17 protein-coding genes are annotated in these 20,114 nt (G+C 64.2%); 16 read left to right on the plus strand and 1 reads right to left on the minus strand.

The features are described from left to right. Positions 1 to 171: 171 nt before the first annotated feature. Positions 172 to 843, minus strand: a complete 672-nt coding sequence (gene ompA, locus ISG32_RS18780) for an outer membrane protein OmpA (RefSeq protein ID WP_194772843.1) — start codon at positions 841 to 843, stop codon at positions 172 to 174. Between the two features lie 225 nt (positions 844 to 1,068). Here ompA and gyrA point away from each other — a divergent pair, with 225 nt between their 5' ends. From gyrA to ISG32_RS18860, 16 genes are all read left to right on the plus strand, one after another. Next, the gene (gene gyrA, locus ISG32_RS18785; RefSeq protein ID WP_194772571.1) at positions 1,069 to 3,762 is read left to right on the plus strand and encodes a DNA gyrase subunit A; all 2,694 of its coding nucleotides are present in this window, start codon (positions 1,069 to 1,071) and stop codon (positions 3,760 to 3,762) included. Positions 3,763 to 3,878: 116 nt separating this feature from the next. Continuing rightward, positions 3,879 to 4,988: a 3-phosphoserine/phosphohydroxythreonine transaminase gene (gene serC / locus ISG32_RS18790; RefSeq protein WP_194772844.1), complete on the plus strand. Its 1,110-nt coding sequence runs from the start codon at positions 3,879 to 3,881 to the stop codon at positions 4,986 to 4,988. A gap of 78 nt (positions 4,989 to 5,066) precedes the next feature. Then, positions 5,067 to 6,167: a prephenate dehydratase gene (pheA, locus tag ISG32_RS18795; protein ID WP_194772572.1), complete on the plus strand. Its 1,101-nt coding sequence runs from the start codon at positions 5,067 to 5,069 to the stop codon at positions 6,165 to 6,167. Between the two features lie 11 nt (positions 6,168 to 6,178). Further along, entirely contained in the window at positions 6,179 to 7,066 is an 888-nt protein-coding gene (locus ISG32_RS18800) for a prephenate dehydrogenase (RefSeq protein ID WP_194772573.1), read from the plus strand. A 7-nt stretch (positions 7,067 to 7,073) separates the two neighbouring features. Continuing rightward, a complete protein-coding gene (locus ISG32_RS18805) occupies positions 7,074 to 9,104 on the plus strand; it encodes a bifunctional 3-phosphoshikimate 1-carboxyvinyltransferase/cytidylate kinase (RefSeq protein ID WP_194772574.1) in 2,031 nt (676 codons plus the stop codon). A 185-nt stretch (positions 9,105 to 9,289) separates the two neighbouring features. Then, positions 9,290 to 10,975 (plus strand): 30S ribosomal protein S1, encoded by a 1,686-nt coding sequence (gene rpsA, locus ISG32_RS18810; protein WP_194772575.1) that lies wholly within the window; start codon positions 9,290 to 9,292, stop codon positions 10,973 to 10,975. A 139-nt stretch (positions 10,976 to 11,114) separates the two neighbouring features. Next, positions 11,115 to 11,432, plus strand: a complete 318-nt coding sequence (locus tag ISG32_RS18815) for an integration host factor subunit beta (protein ID WP_194772576.1) — start codon at positions 11,115 to 11,117, stop codon at positions 11,430 to 11,432. A 203-nt stretch (positions 11,433 to 11,635) separates the two neighbouring features. Then, positions 11,636 to 11,950 (plus strand): LapA family protein, encoded by a 315-nt coding sequence (locus tag ISG32_RS18820; RefSeq protein WP_194772577.1) that lies wholly within the window; start codon positions 11,636 to 11,638, stop codon positions 11,948 to 11,950. Next, positions 11,940 to 13,094 (plus strand): lipopolysaccharide assembly protein LapB, encoded by a 1,155-nt coding sequence (gene lapB, locus ISG32_RS18825; protein ID WP_194772578.1) that lies wholly within the window; start codon positions 11,940 to 11,942, stop codon positions 13,092 to 13,094. The genes ISG32_RS18820 and lapB overlap by 11 nt, the downstream gene beginning before the upstream one ends. Before the next feature lie 84 nt (positions 13,095 to 13,178). Further along, positions 13,179 to 13,574 (plus strand): ComEA family DNA-binding protein, encoded by a 396-nt coding sequence (locus ISG32_RS18830; RefSeq protein ID WP_194772579.1) that lies wholly within the window; start codon positions 13,179 to 13,181, stop codon positions 13,572 to 13,574. Positions 13,575 to 13,847: 273 nt separating this feature from the next. Continuing rightward, positions 13,848 to 16,847 (plus strand): monovalent cation/H+ antiporter subunit A, encoded by a 3,000-nt coding sequence (locus tag ISG32_RS18835; RefSeq protein WP_194772580.1) that lies wholly within the window; start codon positions 13,848 to 13,850, stop codon positions 16,845 to 16,847. Beyond that, entirely contained in the window at positions 16,847 to 17,212 is a 366-nt protein-coding gene (locus ISG32_RS18840; RefSeq protein WP_187724863.1) for a Na+/H+ antiporter subunit C, read from the plus strand. Before ISG32_RS18835 ends, ISG32_RS18840 begins: the two co-directional genes overlap by 1 nt. Beyond that, the gene (locus tag ISG32_RS18845) at positions 17,209 to 18,945 is read left to right on the plus strand and encodes a monovalent cation/H+ antiporter subunit D (protein ID WP_194772581.1); all 1,737 of its coding nucleotides are present in this window, start codon (positions 17,209 to 17,211) and stop codon (positions 18,943 to 18,945) included. Before ISG32_RS18840 ends, ISG32_RS18845 begins: the two co-directional genes overlap by 4 nt. Next, positions 18,942 to 19,433: a Na+/H+ antiporter subunit E gene (locus ISG32_RS18850; protein WP_194772582.1), complete on the plus strand. Its 492-nt coding sequence runs from the start codon at positions 18,942 to 18,944 to the stop codon at positions 19,431 to 19,433. The genes ISG32_RS18845 and ISG32_RS18850 overlap by 4 nt, the downstream gene beginning before the upstream one ends. Next, positions 19,430 to 19,711 carry a K+/H+ antiporter subunit F gene (locus tag ISG32_RS18855; RefSeq protein WP_194772583.1) on the plus strand — a complete coding sequence of 94 codons (282 nt, stop codon included), beginning with the start codon at positions 19,430 to 19,432 and terminating at the stop codon, positions 19,709 to 19,711. The genes ISG32_RS18850 and ISG32_RS18855 overlap by 4 nt, the downstream gene beginning before the upstream one ends. Then, positions 19,708 to 20,106: a Na+/H+ antiporter subunit G gene (locus ISG32_RS18860; protein WP_194772584.1), complete on the plus strand. Its 399-nt coding sequence runs from the start codon at positions 19,708 to 19,710 to the stop codon at positions 20,104 to 20,106. Before ISG32_RS18855 ends, ISG32_RS18860 begins: the two co-directional genes overlap by 4 nt. Positions 20,107 to 20,114 lie beyond the last annotated feature (8 nt).

Raw genomic sequence — 20,114 nt, forward strand, 5'->3', positions numbered from 1 at the left:
CAAGGAGGCCGACCAACACAAAGCACCGCCGCCGCCCAAGAACTACGGTGCGGACATTTCAACACTCATCCGCATGATCGAGGCGGGGGAGCTTTGATCCCGTTTCAACCCACTTTTACGAATAGCCAAAAAAAGCCCCTCGAGAGGGGCTTTTCATCGCAATCGCAGGGATTACTTGGCGGCTTGTGTGCCCACCACTTCGATTTCCACGCGACGGTTCTTGGCGCGACCAGCTGCAGTCTTGTTGTCTGCGACTGGCTGCTTTTCGCCCTTGCCTTCGGTGTAAACGCGGTTCTTTTCGATGCCCTTGGACACCAGGTATGCCTTCACGGCTTCAGCGCGGCGAACCGACAGCTTCTGGTTGTAGGCGTCGGAACCGACGGAGTCAGTGTGACCCACGGCGATGATGACTTCCAGGTTGATGTTCTTGACCTTGGAGACCAGATCATCCAGCTTGGCCTTGCCTTCTGGCTTCAGGACAGACTTGTCGAAGTCGAAGAATGCGTCAGCAGCGTAGGTAACCTTGCTGGCCACTGCAGGAGCAGGAGCGGGAGCAGCAGGAGTTGCGGCAGCAGGTGCTGGAGCAGGAGCGACAGCTGGAGGTGGAGTAACGGCAGCAGCCTTTTGCAGGGCGCCGTCGCAGCCTTCGGCAGCGGTAGCAGGTGTCCAGTTGGCATCGCGCCAGCACAGTTCGTTGGTGCCGTTCTTCCAGACCAGCTCGCCAGTACCGTTTTGCCAGTTGTCGACGACCTTGCCGCCATCAGCTGCCTTGATTTGAGCGCCAGCAGATGTAGCGAGCACGGCAGAGGCCAACAACATCGCCACTTTGTTCAGTTTCTTCATGGTTCTCCTCTTGGGGAAAAAGCCGCAGCCGCGCTGCGAATCATGGACGTCGTCAGTGACCATCACTAAGAACGTTGGAAACGATTGTGCCATACGTAACATCGTCCGGTCTGCACATGAGGGTCATGATCGGTAGGACATCAGCGCAATACCCGAAGATATGTTGCCAGCGCGCAACATGGCGTTGGACCTAAAATGGTGGCTTCCGCAGTCATTCCAGTTGTCATGACCCAGTTTGCCAAAGAAACTTTGCCCATCAGCCTCGAAGAGGAGATGCGCCGCAGTTACCTCGATTACGCGATGAGCGTGATCGTGGGCCGCGCCCTCCCCGACGCACGCGATGGCCTGAAGCCAGTACATAGGCGAGTTCTGTATGCCATGCACGAACTCAATAATGACTGGAACCGTCCTTACAAGAAGTCCGCCCGTATCGTGGGTGACGTGATCGGCAAATATCACCCTCATGGTGACAGGGCCGTTTACGACACCATCGTGCGCATGGCACAGAACTTCTCTCTGCGCCACATGCTGGTGGACGGTCAGGGCAACTTCGGCTCGGTGGACGGCGACAGCGCCGCGGCCATGCGATACACCGAAATCCGCCTGTCGAAAATCGCCCACGAAATGCTGGCCGACATCGACAAGGAAACCGTCGACTTCGGCCCCAACTACGATGGCAGCGAGCAGGAACCGCTGGTTCTGCCAAGCCGCCTGCCCAACCTGCTGGTGAACGGCTCGGCCGGCATCGCCGTGGGCATGGCGACGAACATTCCGCCGCACAACCTCAATGAGGTGGTGGACGCCTGCCTGCACATGCTGCGCAATCCGGAAGCGACCATCGATGAGCTCATGGAGATCATTCCGGCTCCCGACTTCCCCACCGCCGGCATCATCTACGGCATCAACGGCGTGAAGGAAGGCTACCGCACCGGTCGTGGCCGCGTCGTCATGCGCGCCAAGTGCCACTTCGAAGACATCGACAAGGGCCAGCGCCAGTCGATCATCGTCGACGAGCTGCCCTATCAGGTCAACAAGAAGACGCTGCAGGAGCGCATGGCCGAGCTGGTGCACGAAAAGAAGATCGAGGGCATCAGCCACATTCAGGACGAGTCCGACAAGTCGGGCATGCGTCTCGTGATTGAGCTCAAGCGCGGCGAAGTGCCCGAAGTCGTGCTGAACAATCTGTACAAGCAGACGCAGCTCCAGGACACCTTCGGCATGAACATGGTGGCGCTGGTCGATGGTCAGCCCAAACTGTGCAATCTGCGCGAACTGATCCAGGTGTTCCTGCAGCACCGCCGCGAAGTGGTCACGCGCCGCACCGTGTTCGAACTGCGCAAGGCGCGCGATCGCGGCCACGTGCTCGAAGGTCTGGCCGTTGCGCTCGCCAACATCGACGACTTCATCCGCATCATCCGCGAATCGCCCACTCCACCGGTCGCCAAGTCCGAGCTGATGGCCCGTTCGTGGGACAGCTCGCTGGTGCGCGAGATGCTCACCCGCACGCGTGCGGACGGCGGCGTGGTCAGCGCCGACGACTATCGCCCCGAAGGCCTCGAGATCGAGTTCGGCATGCAGAGCGACGGGCTCTACCGCCTCTCCGAAACGCAGGCTCAGGAAATTCTGCAGATGCGCCTGCAGCGCCTGACGGGCCTGGAGCAGGACAAGATCGTTGCCGAATACAAGGAAGTCATGGCGGTCATCGAAGACCTGCTGGACATTCTGACCAAGCCCGAACGCGTCTCGGTCATCATCGGCGAAGAGCTCACCGCGGTGAAGACCGAGTTCGGCCAGACCAAGCTCGGCGCCCGCCGCACCGAGGTCGAGCACAGCGCACAGGATCTCTCCACGGAAGACCTGATCACGCCCACCGACATGGTGGTGACGCTCTCGCACTCCGGCTACATCAAGAGCCAGCCGCTGTCCGAATACCGCTCGCAAAAGCGCGGCGGCCGCGGCAAGCAGGCGACGGCGACCAAGGAAGACGACTGGATCGACCAGCTCTTCATCGCCAACACGCACGACTATCTGCTGTGCTTCTCCAACCGGGGCCGTCTGTACTGGCTCAAGGTCTGGGAAGTGCCGGCCGGTTCGCGCGGTTCGCGCGGCCGCCCCATCGTCAACATGTTCCCGCTGCAGGACGACGAGAAGATCAACGTGGTGCTGCCGCTCACCGGCGAATACCGCAGCTTCCCGGCCGACCACTATGTGTTCATGGCGACCAGCATGGGCACCGTGAAGAAGACGGCGCTCGACGAGTTCAGCAACCCCCGCAAGGCCGGCATCATCGCCGTGGGTCTCGACGAGGGCGACTTCCTGATCGGCGCTGCGCTCACGGACGGCAAGCACGACGTGATGCTGTTCAGCGACGGCGGCAAGGCCGTGCGCTTCGACGAGAACGACGTGCGTCCGATGGGCCGCAATGCACGCGGCGTGCGCGGCATGAACATCGACGAGACGCAAAGCGTGATCGCCATGCTCGTGGCCGATGCGGAGTCCACATCGGAAACCGTTGAAGGCGCAGAGCCCACCACCAGCGCGCAAAGCGTGCTCACCGCCACCGAGAACGGCTACGGCAAGCGCACCCACATCAGCGAGTACACCCGCCATGGCCGCGGCACCAAGGGCATGATCGCGATCCAGCAATCGGAGCGCAACGGCAAGGTGGTCGCCGCGACGCTGGTGAACACCGATGACCAGATCATGCTGATCACCGACACCGGTGTGCTGGTGCGCACCCGCGTGGGCGAAATCCGCGAGATGGGACGCGCGACCCAGGGCGTGACCCTGATTTCGTTGGATGATGGCGCCAAGCTCAGCGGCCTGCAGCGCATCGTCGAAAACGATGCGAATGCGGTCGAAGGTGGCGACGCCGACAGCGACGAAAGCGGTGCCGAAGGCACGGCCAGCGACGCTTGATGCCCCCTGCGGAGAGCGGGTTGGCGCAAGCGGCCCGCTCATCGCGACAACAAGGCGGCCATCGCGCGATGGCCGCTGGCAGCGTGAGGCTGCTTTTTCTTTTTTCAGGTTGGATGATGAATCGCCCCTACAACTTTTCTGCTGGCCCCGCCGCCATTCCCGAAGAAGTTCTGAAAACGGCGGCCGCCGAGATGCTCGACTGGCACGGCAGCGGCATGAGCGTGATGGAGATGAGCCATCGCGGCAAGGAATTCATCTCGATCTGTGAAAAGGCGGAATCCGATTTCCGCGAACTCATGGCCGTGCCCCCAGAGTTCAAGATCCTGTTCATGCAGGGCGGTGGTCTGGCCGAAAACGCCATCGTTCCACTGAACCTCTCGCGCGGCGCGACCGTGGACTTCGTGGTCACCGGTTCGTGGAGCCAGAAGTCGCTCAAGGAAGCGGGCAAGTACGCCTCGGAAGTGCACACGGCCGCATCCGGCAAGGAAAGCCGATTCACCACCCTGCCCGATCCGGCGACATGGCAACTGAGCCGGGGTGCCAGCTACCTGCACATCTGCAGCAATGAAACCATCGACGGCGTGGAATTCCAGCAGTTGCCCGATCTGAAGGCGCTGGGCAGCGACGCACCGCTGGTCATCGATTTCTCCTCCCATGTCGCCTCGCGTTCGGTGGACTGGTCCAAGGTGGGTCTCGCCTTCGGCGGCGCGCAGAAGAACCTCGGCCCCGCCGGTCTCACGCTCGTCGTCGTGCGCGAAGACCTGCTTGGTCACGCCCTGCCCGCCTGCCCGAGTGCATTCGACTACAAGGTGGTCGCGGACAACGCGTCGATGTTCAACACGCCGCCGACCTGGGGCATCTACATCGCCGGACTGACCTTCGAATGGCTCAAGAACCAGCGCGAGGGCAATGCCACCGGCGTGGCGGCCATGGAACTGCGCAACACCGCCAAGGCCAAAGCGCTCTACGACTACATCGACGCCTCGGGCTTCTACGTCAACAAGGTCGCCGCCAACTGCCGCTCGCGCATGAACATCCCGTTCTTCCTGAATGACGAGTCGCGCAACGACGCCTTCCTCACCGGAGCAAAGGCGCACGGCCTGCTGCAGCTCAAGGGCCACAAGTCCGTGGGCGGCATGCGCGCCAGCCTCTACAACGCCATGCCGATGGCGGGCGTCGAGGCCCTGATCGCCTACATGCGAGAATTTGAACAAAAGCACAGCTGACCGCAGCGACCCGCCTGCGCTCCACTGCGGGGCGCGGGAACGCATCCCTCCGACATTACGAATACCGACTCCGCAACGATGACCACTCCTCAAGCCTCTCCAGATCTCGCCAGCCTGCGTGTGCAGATCGACAACATCGACCAGCAACTGCTCGCCCTGCTGAACCAGCGCGCATTGGTGGCGGAGCGTGTGGGCGAGGTCAAGAAGCGAGAAGGCTCGGCGTTTTTCCGTCCCGACCGCGTGGCCCAGGTCATCGAGAAGATCAAGACCGCCAACCCCGGCCCGCTCAAGCCCACGCACGTGGCCGCCATCTGGCGCGAGATCATGTCGGCCTGCCTCGCGCTCGAGTCGCCCCAGCGTGTCGCCGTGCTCGGCCCGGCAGGCACCTTCTGCGAGGAAGCGGCGATCCAGTATTTCGGCGGCGCGGCAGACCTGCTTTACTGCAACAGTTTCGAAGAGGTCTTTCACGCCACCGCCGCAGGCAGCGCGCAGTACGGCGTCGTCGGCATCGAGAACTCTACCGAAGGCGTGGTCACCCGCTCGCTCGACATGCTGCTGCACACGCCCTGCCATGTGGTCGGCGAGGTGAGCCTGCTGATCCGCCACAACCTGCTGCGCACAACCAATTCCGCCGAGGAAATCGAAGTCGTCGTCGCGCATCCGCAGGCGCTCGCGCAATGCCAGGCCTGGCTGTCCAAGCACCTGCCGCACGCAGAGCGTCGCCCGGTGGAGAGCAATGCCGAAGGCGCACGCCTGGCCGCGCTCAACCCGACCTGGGCGGGCATCGCCAGCGAGCGCGCCGCGCAGCAGTTCGGCCTGCACGTGGTGGCCCATGCGATCCAGGACGAGGCCTACAACCGCACGCGCTTCGCCGTGATCTGCCTGCCCGGCACGCTGAACACCCCGCCACCGTCGGGTCACGACAGCACCAGCCTGATCATCTCCGTGCCCAACCGCCCGGGCGCCGTGTACGACCTGCTCGCACCGCTCAAGAAGCACAACGTCTCGATGACGCGCTTCGAGTCGCGTCCCGCGCGCACCGGCAAGTGGGAGTACTACTTCTACGTGGACATCGAAGGCCATCCCGAGCAATCGAACGTGGCGCAGGCGCTGGCCGAGCTGCAGCAGCTCAGCGCGTTCTACAAGCTGCTCGGCACCTACCCCACGTCCGCTGCCTGAGGTCGACCAGCATGTTTGAACAACTAGGTCTCATCGGCTGCGGCCTCATGGGAGGCTCCTTCGCCAAGGCCATGAAACGCGCCGGCCTCGTCAATCGCGTGGTCGGCTACAGCAAGTCGCCCTCGACCACCGAGCGCGCACGCCAGCTCGGCGTGATCGATGTGGAAGCGCCCTCCGCCCTGCTGGCGGTGGCCGGTGCCGACATCGTGCTCGTCGCCGTTCCCGTGGCGGCAACCGAAGCCACGCTCAAGGCCATCAAGCACCTCGTCACGCCGCAGATGCTGGTGATGGACGTGGGCTCGACCAAGTCCGACGTGGTGCAGGCCGCACGCACCTCGCTGCGCGACCAGATCGGATCCTTTGTGCCCGCGCACCCGATCGCGGGCCGCGAGGTCGCGGGCGTGGAGCATTCCGATGCCGACCTCTACACCGGCCGCCAGGTCATCCTCACGCCGACCGAGCGCACGCTGACCGCGCAGATCCGCCGCGCTGAAGAGCTCTGGACCGCGCTTGGCTGCCGCGTCACGCACATGTCGCCCGAAGCGCACGACGCCGCGTTCGCCGCCGTCAGCCATCTGCCGCACATGCTCGCGTTCGCGATGATGAACAGCCTCACCAACCAGGAGCGCTCCGACGAGCTGCTGTCGCTCGCCGGCCCCGGCTTCCGCGACTTCACCCGCATCGCCGCGAGCGATCCGAAGATGTGGCGCGACGTGCTGCGCGCCAATCGCGACGAGGTGCTCGCGCAGTCGCGCCAGTTCCAGCAGGCGCTCGCGCAGTTCGAGCAGGCTCTCTCGGGCAACGACGATCAGGCGCTCGAAGACCTGATCACTCTCGCCAGCCACACGCGCGCCAACTGGCGCATGGGTGCGCAGCGCAAGCGCAAAGACGACCTGTAGGCCCACGATGTTCACTACCGAGTACCTCGACCTGCCGCCACTGCAATCCGCAGGCGGCAGCGTTCAACTTCCCGGCTCCAAGAGCATTTCCAACCGCGTGCTGCTGCTCTCCGCCCTGAGCGAGGGCACGACCGAAGTGCGTGACCTGCTTGCCTCCGACGACACCCGCGTGATGCTGGACGCGCTGCGCCAGATCGGCTGCGACGTGCAGGAGGGCTCGGGCGATGACGCGGGCACGGTGCGAATCACCGGCCTTGGCACCAAGGCGCCGCGCTCCCCCGCCAGCCTGTTCCTCGGCAATGCCGGAACGGCCATGCGTCCGCTGACGGCCGCGCTTTCGCTGCTCGGCGGCGAGTTCGAACTCAAGGGCGTGCCGCGCATGCACGAGCGCCCCATCGGCGACCTGATCGACGCGCTGCGCCAGCTCGGCTGCCGCATCGACTACCTTGGAAACGACGGCTACCCGCCGCTGCGTATTCAGCATGGCGACGGCCTGCCTCCGCTCAAGCTCGATGAATCGATCAAGGTGCGCGGCGATGTCTCGAGCCAGTTCCTGACAGCCCTGCTGATGGCGCTGCCGCTGGTCGCGAAGACGCAGGACATCGTCATCGACGTGGTCGGCGAGCTGATCTCCAAGCCCTACATCCACATCACGCTCGAGCTGCTGGCGCGCTTCGGCATCGTCGTGCGGCACGACAACTGGCAGCGCTTCACCATCGCGGCAGGTAGCCGCTACGTGTCGCCCGGCGTGCTGCACGTGGAGGCCGATGCCTCTTCGGCAAGCTACTTCATCGCCCTCGGTGCGATCGCGCCGAGCAGCGAGGGCCAGGACGGCATCCGGGTGCTGGGCGTCGGCCAGGACTCCATCCAGGGCGACATCCGCTTCGTCGAAGCCGCCCGCGCCATGGGCGCCGACATCGAAAGCGGACCGAACTGGCTGCGCATCCGCCGTGGCGCATGGCCGCTCAAGGCCGTCAACATGGACTGCAACCACATCCCCGATGCGGCCATGACGCTGGCGATGATGGCGCTGTTCGCCGATGGCACGACCACGCTCACCAACATCGCGAGCTGGCGCGTCAAGGAGACCGACCGCATCGCCGCCATGGCCATTGAAAGCCGCAAGCTCGGTGCGGTCATCGAGGAAGGCCCGGACTATCTGCGCATCACCCCGCCCGCCAGCGTTTCCGACTGGAAGGCCGCCAGCATCCACACCTACGACGATCACCGCGTCGCGATGTGCTATTCGCTCGCCACCTTCAACCCGGCCGGCGTTCCGGTGCGCATCGAAGACCCCAAGTGCGTCGGCAAGACCTTTCCCGACTATTTTGAGGCGCTGTTCAGCGTCGCCCGGGCCCGGACCGACCAGATTCCGGTGATCTGCATTGACGGTCCCACCGCCTCCGGCAAGGGCACCGTGGCGGCTGCGGTCGCCAAGAAACTTGGTTACCGCTTTCTCGACTCGGGCGCGATGTACCGCATCACCGCCTACGCCGCCCTCAAGGCCGGCATGGTCATCGACACCGCCCATGAGGAGCGCATCGCCGCCCTCGCCCGCGAACTGCCGGTGCATTTCGAGGGCGGGCGCATCTGGCTCGGCAAGGAGGACGTGAGCGACGTCATCCGCACCGAAGAGGCCGGAATGAACGCCTCCAAGGTCTCGGCGCTGGCACAGGTACGCCTTGCGCTGGTGGATCTGCAGCACAGTTTCCAGCGCCTCCCGGGCCTGGTCGCCGACGGCCGCGACATGGGTACGGTGATCTTCCCCGAAGCCCCTTTGAAGGTGTTTTTGACGGCTTCGGCGGCCTGCCGCGCGGAACGCCGCTATAAGCAGTTGATTTCTAAAGGGATTTCAGCTAATATCGACACTCTTCGCGCAGACTTGGAAGCGCGTGACGCACGGGATCAGAACCGCGCGGTCGCGCCACTCAAGCCCGCCGGGGATGCTCTGGTGCTGGACAACTCTGATCTTTCCATCGATGAGGCGGTGGATCAGGTGATTGCCTGGTGGCAGGCACGTCAGCCGTTCGGCGCTTGAATTGTCGATTCTTCGCCCTCAGCTGACACAGCTGGTCCCACACGGTCCCCTTCGCGCCGCAGGCGCATCGGCCGTGTGGTTTTTGCAACTCTAACCCCGTGGTTGACTCCACACCCCTCCGCATACAGCCATAAAAACATTCGGCAATAGTGCCGGTGGAAACCTGTTTGTGGACAAGGAAATTCATGTCTGAATCTTTTGCCGCCCTATTTGAAGAATCGTTGCAGCGTACGGAAATGCGCCCAGGCGAGGTCATCACCGCTGAAGTGGTGCGCGTTGAACACAACTTCGTGGTTGTGAACGCTGGCCTGAAGTCCGAAGCCTACGTGCCAATCGACGAATTCAAGAACGACCAGGGCGAAATCGAAGTCCAAGTGGGTGACTTCGTGTCCGTGGCCATCGGCTCGATCGAAAACGGCTACGGCGACACCATCCTGTCGCGCGACACAGCCAAGCGTCTGGCTTCGTGGCTGTCGCTCGAGAAGGCTCTGGAATCCGGCGAATTCGTCACCGGTACGACTTCCGGCAAGGTCAAGGGCGGCCTGACCGTTCTGGTCAACGGCATCCGCGCGTTCCTGCCCGGTTCGCTGATCGACACACGTCCTATCAAGGACCTGACTCCCTACGAGAACAAGACCCTGGAATTCAAGGTCATCAAGCTCGACCGCAAGCGCAACAACGTGGTGCTGAGCCGCCGCGCTGTGGTGGAAGCATCGATGGGCGAAGAGCGCGCAAAGCTGATGGAAACGCTGAAGGAAGGCGCCATCGTCAACGGCGTGGTCAAGAACATCACCGAATACGGTGCGTTCGTGGACCTGGGCGGCATCGACGGCCTGCTGCACATCACCGACATGGCATGGCGTCGCGTGCGTCACCCTTCGGAAGTGGTGCAAGCCGGTCAGGAAATCACTGCCAAGATCCTCAAGTTCGACACCGAGAAGAACCGCGTGTCTCTGGGTCTGAAGCAAATGGGCGACGACCCATGGATGGGCGTTGCTCGCCGCTATCCTTCGGGCACACGTCTGTTCGGCAAGGTCACGAACATTGCCGACTACGGCGCGTTCGTGGAACTCGAGCCAGGCATCGAAGGTCTGGTGCACGTTTCCGAAATGGACTGGACCAACAAGAACGTTGCTCCTTCCAAGCTCGTGTCGCTGGGTGACGAAGTCGAAGTCATGGTCCTCGAGATCGACGAAGACAAGCGCCGCATCAGCCTGGGCATGAAGCAGTGCAAGGCCAACCCATGGCAAGAATTCGCACAGAACACCAAGCGCGGCGACCGCGTGAAGGGCCCGATCAAGTCGATCACCGACTTCGGCGTGTTCGTGGGTCTGGCTGCCGGCATCGACGGCCTGGTGCACCTGTCCGACCTGTCGTGGAACGAACCCGGCGAAGCCGCAGTTCGCAACTACAAGAAGGGCCAGGAAGTGGAAGCGATCGTGTTGGCAGTCGATGTCGACCGCGAGCGCATCTCCCTCGGTATCAAGCAGCTCGATGGCGACCCATTCACGACTTTCGTGACTGTGAACGACAAGGGCCAGATCGTGTCCGGCAAGGTCAAGACCGTTGACGCACGCGGCGCTGAAATCGACCTCGGCGAAGACATCATCGGCTACCTGCGCGCTTCCGAAATCTCCCGCGACCGCGTGGAAGATGCTCGCAACGTGCTCAAGGAAGGCGACGAAGTGACCGCAGTGGTGGTGAACGTGGATCGCAAGACCCGCAACATCCAGCTGTCGATCAAGGCCAAGGACCAGGTTGACCAGCAAGAAGCCATGGCTTCCCTGTCGGCTCAATCCGCCAAGGAAAACGCTGGCACGACCAGCCTCGGCGCCCTGCTGCGTGCCAAGCTGGACAACTCCGACAAGTAATCCACCTGTCGGTTGCCACGCAGGCACTGAAATGAACGACTGTCCGGCTGGTTGCAACCGGCTGGCAGTCGCTCAAGACAGCGGGCGCTCCATGCGTCCGCTTTTTTTTTTGGTTTCACCAAAGTTTTGCGATAACTACATGACCCGATCTGACCTTGTTGAGGAACTGGCGGCCCGCTTCACCCAATTGACGCAGCGCGACGCCGAAATCGCCGTCAAGACCATTCTCGACGCCGTCAGCGATGCTCTGGTGCGCGGTCACCGAATCGAAATCCGCGGCTTTGGCAGTTTCTCCGTCACGCGTCGTCCGCCCCGCATGGGCCGCAATCCACGCAGCGGCGAAGCCGTCGCCATCCCTGAAAAGCGCGTGCCGCACTTCAAGCCCGGCAAGGCCCTGCGCGAAGCCGTCGACCAGCGCACGCCAGCGGGCACAGCCCAGGCACCCATCACCGATTGATTCCTGAATCACGCTCCAAGTCTGCACAGGCGACAAGAATCGACGCCCTGCAGGCCGGCAGCCACCGAGGAAGAGCTGTCTCCCAGCAAAGACCACATCCTCCTGTCCGCATTGCAAGGCAATGCGCAGCACGGGGGGAAGGCGCATAGCGCCTCGGGGTGTGAACCCCTTTAGAATCCCCGCAGCCCCGGAGAGATTCATCCATGAAATACTTCCTGTGGCTGCTCAAGGCAGCCATATTCTTCACGTTGTTCGCATTCGCGCTGAACAACCAACAGGACTCCATCGTCCATTTCTTCTTTGGCACGCAATGGCGCGCGCCGCTGGTGCTGATCGTGCTGGCCGCGTTCACGCTGGGCGTGGTCGTCGGCGTGCTCGGCATGGTGCCGCGCTGGTGGAAGCACCGCGCCGCAGCGCAGAAGAGCGCACAGCCCGAGACGAGCGCCGTGGCGCCCGTGCAGGCGCCAAGCCCCGTCAACGACGCCGCATTGCAGCAGCCCCCCATCCATGGAATTTGATCTCAGCTGGATTCTGCTGGGCCTGCCGGTCGCCTTCGTGCTCGGCTGGCTGGCTTCGCGTTTCGACCTGCGCCAGTTGCGCGACGAGAACCGCCGCGCGCCCAAGGCGTATTTCAAGGGCCTGAACTTCCTGCTCAACGAGCAGCAGGACCAGGCCATCGACGCCTTCATCGAGGCCGTGCAGAACGATCCCGACACCACCGAACTGCACTTCGCGCTGGGCAACCTGTTCCGCCGCCGGGGCGAGTACAACCGTGCCGTGCGCGTGCACGAGCACCTGCTCTCGCGCGGCGACCTGAGCCGCGCCGACCGCGACCGTGCCCAGCATGCCCTCGCGCTCGACTTTCTCAAGGCCGGACTGCTGGATCGCGCGGAGGACGCGCTGCGTCGCCTCGAAGGCACGCCGTTCGAGGCGCAGGCGCGCGTGGCGCTGCTCGCCATCTACGAGCGCTCGCGCGACTGGCCACAGGCCATGGCGATCACCCAGAAGATGCAGGAGGCCCATCAGGGCGACTTCAGCGCGCGCCAGGCCCACTTTCTCTGCGAACAGGCACTCGCCAAGTCCGCACAGGGCGACACCGACGGCGCCGAGGCGCTGCTGCGTCAGGCCGTGCAGACGGCCCCGCAGGCGGCCCGCGCGCGCATCGAGCTGGCACGCCTCAAGCAACGCTCGGGCCAGCTGCAAGAGGCGCTCGACATCCTGCTTGAGCTCGCCGACGTCGCACCGCTCTGGCTGCCTCTGGCGGTGCCGCTGATGGTCGAGATCAGCCTTGCGACCGGCAAGGCCACCGAAGTGAAGGAACTGCTGAAACAGCGCTACGACGTCATGCCCTCGCTTGATCTGCTCGAAGGCATCGTCTCGCTCGAAAACGCGCTGGGCAACGGAGCCACCTCGCGTGAATGGTATGTGCGCCACCTCGAACACGAGTCCTCCCTAGTCGCTGCGGCCAAGTGGCTCCATGACGAAAAGCTCGAAAACGAGCAATTTCACCCTCAGGTGCAACGATCTCTTGACCAGGCCGCGAAGCCGCTCACACGCTACCGCTGCGCTGCCTGCGGCTTTGAGGCGCGTCAGCATTTCTGGCAGTGTCCCGGCTGCCAGACATGGGATAGTTACCCGGCGCGCAGAGTCGAGGAGCTTTAGGCACTCCTGCTCCTCCTCTCTGGCGTGTTGTGCAACACGGCATCCACACAAGAACGGATGCCATCACAGAGGGAGGACATCACCATGCAAATCCGACGCTGGATCGTCAGTCTGGCGGCCATGCTGAGCACCACGCTCGCGCTGGCCGCCGTCGACATCAACAAGGCCACCGAGGCCGAACTCGACGGCATCAAGGGCATCGGCCCCGCCACCACCCGCCTGATCGTGGAGCAGCGCAAAGCCGGCCCTTTCACCGACTGGGCGGATCTGACCCGCCGCGTGAAGGGCATCGGTGCCAAGCGCGCCGCCAAGCTCTCGGGCGAGGGTCTGACCGTCAACGGCCAGCCGTTCGCTGCGGCGGCCGATGCATCGGCCAGCCCCGCCGGCACGGCAAAGACCGCCAGACTCGCCGCCCAGAAACCGGCAGCAGCACCGGCAGCGGCACCGGCGGCGGAACCCGCCAAGGCGCAAAAGCCCTGACGCGGTTCTGAGCCGGTGGCGCGGCCCGTTTCGCGCCGCAAACAACCAAGCGATGGGAAGCGATTTCCATCGCTTTTTTCATGGCCGCTCGCCGCAACAAGGCTCGAGCAGACACGTCATTTCTCGCGGAAAATAGCTGCCGACTCGTCGCATTCAATCGCAACAACCCTTGAATTTATCGGAGTTTTACGAGGAAACCTTATATTCGACGTATGAAGCTTGCTTATAAATCCATAGCAGCTTTCTCTCACGACCCCCTCACCGGTCACGCCCATGTCTCTACTTCTGTTGATCATCCTTCCGTTGATCGGCAGCGTCATTGCCGCCATATTGCCTGCGAACGCGCGCAATACGGAGTCGACGCTGGCCGGTTTCATCGCGCTGTTCTGCGCGGTGCAGACGGCGCTGTACTTCCCCGATATCTCTCACGGCGAAGTGATACGGCAGGAGTTCGCCTGGCTGCCGGCGCTCGGGCTGAACTTCGTGATCCGCATGGACGGTTTCTCGTGGATGTTCAGCATGCTCATCATGGGCATCGGCAGTCTGGTCGTGCTGTACGCGCGCTACTACATGTCGCCCGCGGATCCGGTGCCGCGCTTCTTCTCGTTCTTTCTGGCCTTCATGGGCGCGATGTCGGGCGTCGTGCTGTCGGGCAACATCATCCAGCTGGTGTTCTTCTGGGAACTCACCAGCCTGTTCTCCTTTCTGCTGATCGGCTACTGGCACCACCGTGAAGACGCGCGTCGCGGCGCGCGCATGGCGCTCACCGTCACCGGCACGGGCGGGCTGTGCCTGCTCGCGGGCATGCTGGTGATCGGACACATCGTCGGCAGCTACGACCTGGACCGCGTGCTCGGCTCGGCCGAGCTGGTGCGCAATCACCCGATGTATCTCACGGCACTGGTGCTGGTGCTGCTCGGCGCGTTCACCAAGAGCGCGCAGTTCCCGTTCCAGTTCTGGCTGCCCAACGCCATGGCCGCGCCCACGCCGGTCTCGTCCTATCTGCATTCGGCCACCATGGTGAAGCTCGGCGTGTTCCTGCTCGCGCGCTTCTGGCCGGTGATGGCGGGCACCGACGAATGGTTCTGGCTGGTCAGCGGTGCGGGCGTTGCCACGCTGCTGATCGGCGGCTACGCGGCCATGTTCCAGAACGACCTCAAGGGACTGCTCGCCTACTCCACGATCTCGCATCTGGGCCTGATCACGCTGCTTCTCGGCATGAACAGCCCCCTCGCCGCCGTGGCCGCCGTCTTCCACATCATGAACCACGCGACCTTCAAGGCCTCGCTGTTCATGGCGACCGGCATCATCGACCATGAAAGCGGCACCCGCGACATCCGACGCCTCTCGGGCCTGCGCCACATGATGCCGGTGACCGCCACGCTCGCCACCGTGGCCGCCGCCGCGATGGCCGGCGTGCCGCTGCTCAACGGTTTTCTGTCGAAGGAAATGTTCTTCGCGGAGACCGTGTTCGTTGATTCCACGCCCTTCGTCGGCATCGCCATGCCGATTCTGGCGACCATCGCGGGCGTGTTCAGCGTCGCCTACTCGCTGCGCTTCATCGTTGACGTGTTCTGGGGGCCCAAGTGCACCGACCTGCCCCTGCAGCCGCACGAACCCCCGCACTGGATGCGCGTGCCGGTCGAGCTGCTGGTGCTCGCCTGCCTGCTCGTCGGCATCTTCCCGAACTGGGCGATCGGCCGCTTCCTCGACGCGGCCGCACTGCCTGTCGTCGGGACCGGGCAGCTTCCCGAATTCAGTCTCGCGATCTGGCACGGCTTCAACACGCCACTGGTGATGAGCATCATCGCGCTCGCGGGCGGCATCCTGCTGTACTGGGCGTTGCGCACGCAGCGCGAGGCCGGCCGCATCGACGGACCTCCGATCATGCAGCGCATCAGCGGCCGCCGCATCTTCGAGGGCTTCATCACCCTGCTCACCATTGCCGGTCGTCGCGGCAAGCGCCTGCTGTCCACCCACAAGCTGCAGTGGCAGATGATGTGGCTGGCGCTCGCCACCGTGGTCGCGGCCGTCATCCCCATCGTCGCGCGCGGCATCGAGTTCGGCAATCGCGGCACGCTGCCACTCTCGCCCGCCTTCGTCATTCTCTGGTCCGTAGGGTCGGCCTGCGCGCTGGCCGCTGCCTGGCAGGCCAAGTACCACCGCCTTGCCGCGTTGACGCTGATGGGCGGCTCGGGCCTGTGCACGGTGCTGACCTTCCTGTGGTTCTCCGCACCCGATCTGGCGCTCACCCAGCTCGTCGTGGAGATCGTCACCACCATCCTCATCCTGCTGGGCCTGCGCTGGCTGCCCAAGCGCGATCAGGCGATCTCGCTGGCCGATGACCGCTCCATGCGCACCCGCGCACGCCGCATGCGCGACTTCGTGATCGCCACCTGTGCCGGCGGCGGCATGGCGTGGCTGGCCTACGCGATGATGAGCCGTCCGTTCCCCGAAAGCACCTCCACCTTCTTCCTCGAGCGCGCGCTCACCGAAGGCGGCGGCGCCAACGTGGTCAACGTGATGCTGGTCGACTTCCGCGGCTTCGACACCTTCGGCGAGATCGTCGTGCTCGGCATCGTGGCGCTCACCGTCTATGCCCTGCTGCGGCGCTTCCGCCCCGCCCCCGAGGCCATGGATCTGCCCGAGCAGCAGCGCTGGCTCGCGCCCGACTTGCAGACCGACCTGCTCAACCCGCGCAACGCCAAGGACACCGCCGTGGGCTATCTGATGGTGCCCGCCGTACTCGTGCGCCTGCTGCTGCCGTTCACCGCGCTGGTGTCGTTCCACCTGTTCCTGCGCGGCCACAACGAGCCAGGCGGCGGCTTCGTGGCGGGTCTCGTGCTGTCGGTCGGCCTGCTGCTGCAATACATCATCTCCGGCACCGAGTGGGTCGAGGAACATCTCACGCTGTTCCCGCGCAAATGGATCGCGCTCGGCATGCTGTTCGCGCTTGGCACCGGGCTGGGATCGATCTTCTTCGGCTACCCCTTCCTCACCAGCCACACCGCACATTTCACGTTGCCGGTCATCGGTGAAATACACATCGCGAGCGCGCTGTTCTTCGACATCGGCGTGTTCCTGCTCGTGGTCGGATCGACGCTGCTGATTCTCGTAGCCATCGCCCACCAGTCGGTGCGCGGCCATCGCTACCACCAGCGTCTGCTGGAAGAGCAGCGCGACGCCCACACCGTGGACAAGCCGGAGGAACCCGAGCGCTTCGCCTCCGACGACAACACCGCCCCCGATCTCGCGCCCAAAGGAGCCAGTTGATGGAAATCGTACTTGCCATCGCCATTGGCGTGCTCACCGGCTCCGGCGTCTGGCTGCTGCTGCGCCCGCGTACCTTTCAGGTCATCATGGGCCTGTCGCTGCTGGCCTATGCGGTCAATCTGTTCATGTTCAGCATGGGTCGCATCGGCCTTGCCATCGACAAGGAGCCCGTGCTCGCCGCCGGCGTGCCGCAGGATCTGCACCACTACGCCGACCCGATGCCTCAGGCCCTCGTTCTCACGGCCATCGTGATCGGCTTCGCCATGACGGCGCTGTTCCTCGTCGTGCTGCTCGCGCTGCGCGGCATGAGCGGCACTGACCATGTGGACGGCGTCGACGCGCGCAATTCGCAGGAGATGCCATGAGCTTGAGCGCAATCACCGATGCGCTGATGCCGCACCTGATCCTGGCCCCCATCATGCTGCCTATGTTCACGGCGGCCATCATGCTGCTGCTGGGCGAGAAGAACCAGCGCGCCAAGCTCGTCATCAACCTGCTGTCCACCTTCATCGGCCTGATCGTCGCGGTGCAGCTGCTGCGCTGGAGCAAGATGACCGGAAGCAGCGCCGCCATGGGCGTCTACCTGCCCGGCAACTGGCCCGCGCCGTTCGGCATCGTGCTGGTGCTCGACCGGCTCTCGGCGATGATGCTGGTGCTCACGAGCTTCGTCGCGCTGTGCTCGATCATCTTTGCCGCATCCCGCTGGCACCGCGCTGGCGTGCACTACCACCCGCTGTTCCAGCTGCAGCTGATGGGTCTGGCGGGCGCGTTCCTCACGGCCGATCTGTTCAACCTGTTCGTGTTCTTCGAGATCATGCTGGCCGCGTCCTACGGGTTGCTGCTGCACGGCTCGGGCCGCACGCGCGTGCAGGCGGGCCTGCACTACATCGCGATCAATCTGGCGGCCTCCTCGCTGTTCCTGATCGGTGCGTCCATGCTGTACGGCATCACCGGCACGCTGAACATGGCCGACCTCGCGCAGGCCATCCCCAAGGTCGCCGATGCGGATCGTGGCCTGCTGCATGCGGCGGCTGCGATTCTCGCGACCGCCTTCCTCATCAAGTCCGCCGTCTGGCCGCTCAACTTCTGGCTGGTGCCCGCCTACAGCGCCGCGACGCCGCCCGTGGGCGCGCTGTTCGCCATCATGACCAAGGTCGGCATCTACACCATCGTGCGCCTGTGGACGCTCATGTTCAGCAGCGAAGCAGGAGGATCGGCGCATTTCGGCAGCATGTGGCTGATCGGCGGCGGCGTGCTCACCATGGCCTTCGGCGCCATCGGCATGCTGGGTTCGCAGCGGTTTGCGAACCTTGCGGGCTATGCCGCGATCCTCTCGTCGGGCTCGCTGCTGGCCGCCGTGGGCTTCGGGCAGAACGAGCTGACAGCCGGTCTGCTTTACTACCTGCCGAGTTCCACGCTCGCGGTCTGCACGCTGTTCCTGCTGTCCGATCTGGTCGAGCGCTGGCGCAATGACGGCTCCAGCTTCACGCCGTACGACGCCGACGAGGCCGCGCCATTCCTGTCGCCTGAACTCGTGCCGCAGGCAGGCACCAACTTCGATGAAGACGAAGAGGTGCTGGTCGGCCGCGTGATCCCCGCCGCGGCCGCGTTCCTCGGCATCGCGTTCCTGATGTGCACGCTGGTGATCGCGGGCCTGCCGCCGCTCTCGGGCTTCATCGGCAAGTTCGCGATGCTCACCGCGCTGATGAACCCGCTCGGCCTCGGCTCATCGGCGGGCATACAGCTCGGCGCGCCAGGCTGGACGCTGGTCACGCTGATGATCGTCAGCGGCCTGATCGCGCTGATCGCGCTCACCCGCTCGGGCATCCGGGTGTTCTGGGCCAGCCATGCCCGCACGGCCCCCAATCTGCGGCTCGTCGAAGCGCTGCCGATCGCCCTTCTGCTGTGCGCCAGCATCGTCTTCACCGTCCGCGCCGACGACGTGATGCGCTACACCCAGGCCACCGCCAACATGCTGCACTCGCCAGGCACCTACATCGGCACGGTGATGTCCGCGCGGCCCAAGCCCAGCCCCGCCCCGCATGACGCCGCCGCCGAGCCTTCCACGCCCGCGACGCAAGGAGGTCAGCCACAATGATGAAGAAAATCTTCCCCGCACCGCTGCTGTCCGTGGCGCTGTTCGTGATCTGGCTGCTGCTCAACCAGACCCTGAGCCCGGGCCATCTGCTGCTGGCGCTGATCCTTGCGCTGCTGCTGCCCGTGCTGTTCAGCGGCCTGCGTCCACGCCATGTGAAGGTGCGCAACATCGGCGCGATCCTGCGCCTGTGCTTCGCCGTCGTCGTGGACACCACCGAATCCAACATCGCCGTGATCCGCTTTCTCGTGCATCCATCGTCACGCCGCGCGCCATCGGATTTCGTGAGCATTCCTCTGGAACTGCGCGACCCCAACGGCCTCGCCGTGCTCGCGATGATCGTCTGCATCACCCCCGGCACCGCCTGGGCCGAGCTGTCGCTGGACCGCTCGGTGCTGATGCTCCACGTGCTCGAGGTGGAAGATCCCGAGCCGATCATCGCCCACGTGAAGGCCAAGTACGAGCGTCCCCTCATGGAGATTTTCGAATGATCAATCCCGTGCTCTCCTGGGCCGTGCCCATTGCCATGTTCCTGCTGGCGCTGGCGATGCTCTGCTGCCTCGTGCGCATCCTGCGCGGCCCCGCGGCGCAGGACCGCGTGCTGGCGCTCGACTGCATGTATCTGAACGGCATGCTCTTCATGCTGGTGCTCGGCATCTACTACAGCTCCAGCGCCTATTTCGAGGCTGCCCTGCTGATCGCGCTGCTGGGCTTTGCAAGCTCGACGGCGATGGCCAAGTTCCTGCTGCGCGGCGAGGTGATCGAATGATCGAACAACCGCTGCCGCTCTGGCTCGACATCTTCATCTCCGTCGTCGTGGTGCTGGGCGCGCTCATCGCGCTGATCGGCTCGTCGGGCCTGCTGCGCCTCAAGAGCTATTTCGAACGCGTCCACGCGCCCTCGATCATCGCGACGCTGGGCACCTGGTGCATCATGCACGCCACCGTGATCTACTTCTCGGTGCAGGAGCACAAGTTCGCGATCCACGCGATCCTGATCGCCATCTTCATCGCCGTGACCGTGCCGGTGACCACCATCTTCCTGATGCGCGCGGCGCTGTTCCGTGCCCGCCGCTCGGGCGAAGACGTGCCGCCCAGCCTGAGCGACAACACGGAAAGCCGCACCCGCGCGGCCGCCCTGCTGTCGGGTGAAGAGCCGGACTGAGGCGCAGC

The organism is Diaphorobacter caeni (assembly GCF_015354245.1).
In the GTDB taxonomy this organism is placed as follows: Bacteria; Pseudomonadota; Gammaproteobacteria; order Burkholderiales; family Burkholderiaceae_C; genus Diaphorobacter_A; species Diaphorobacter_A caeni.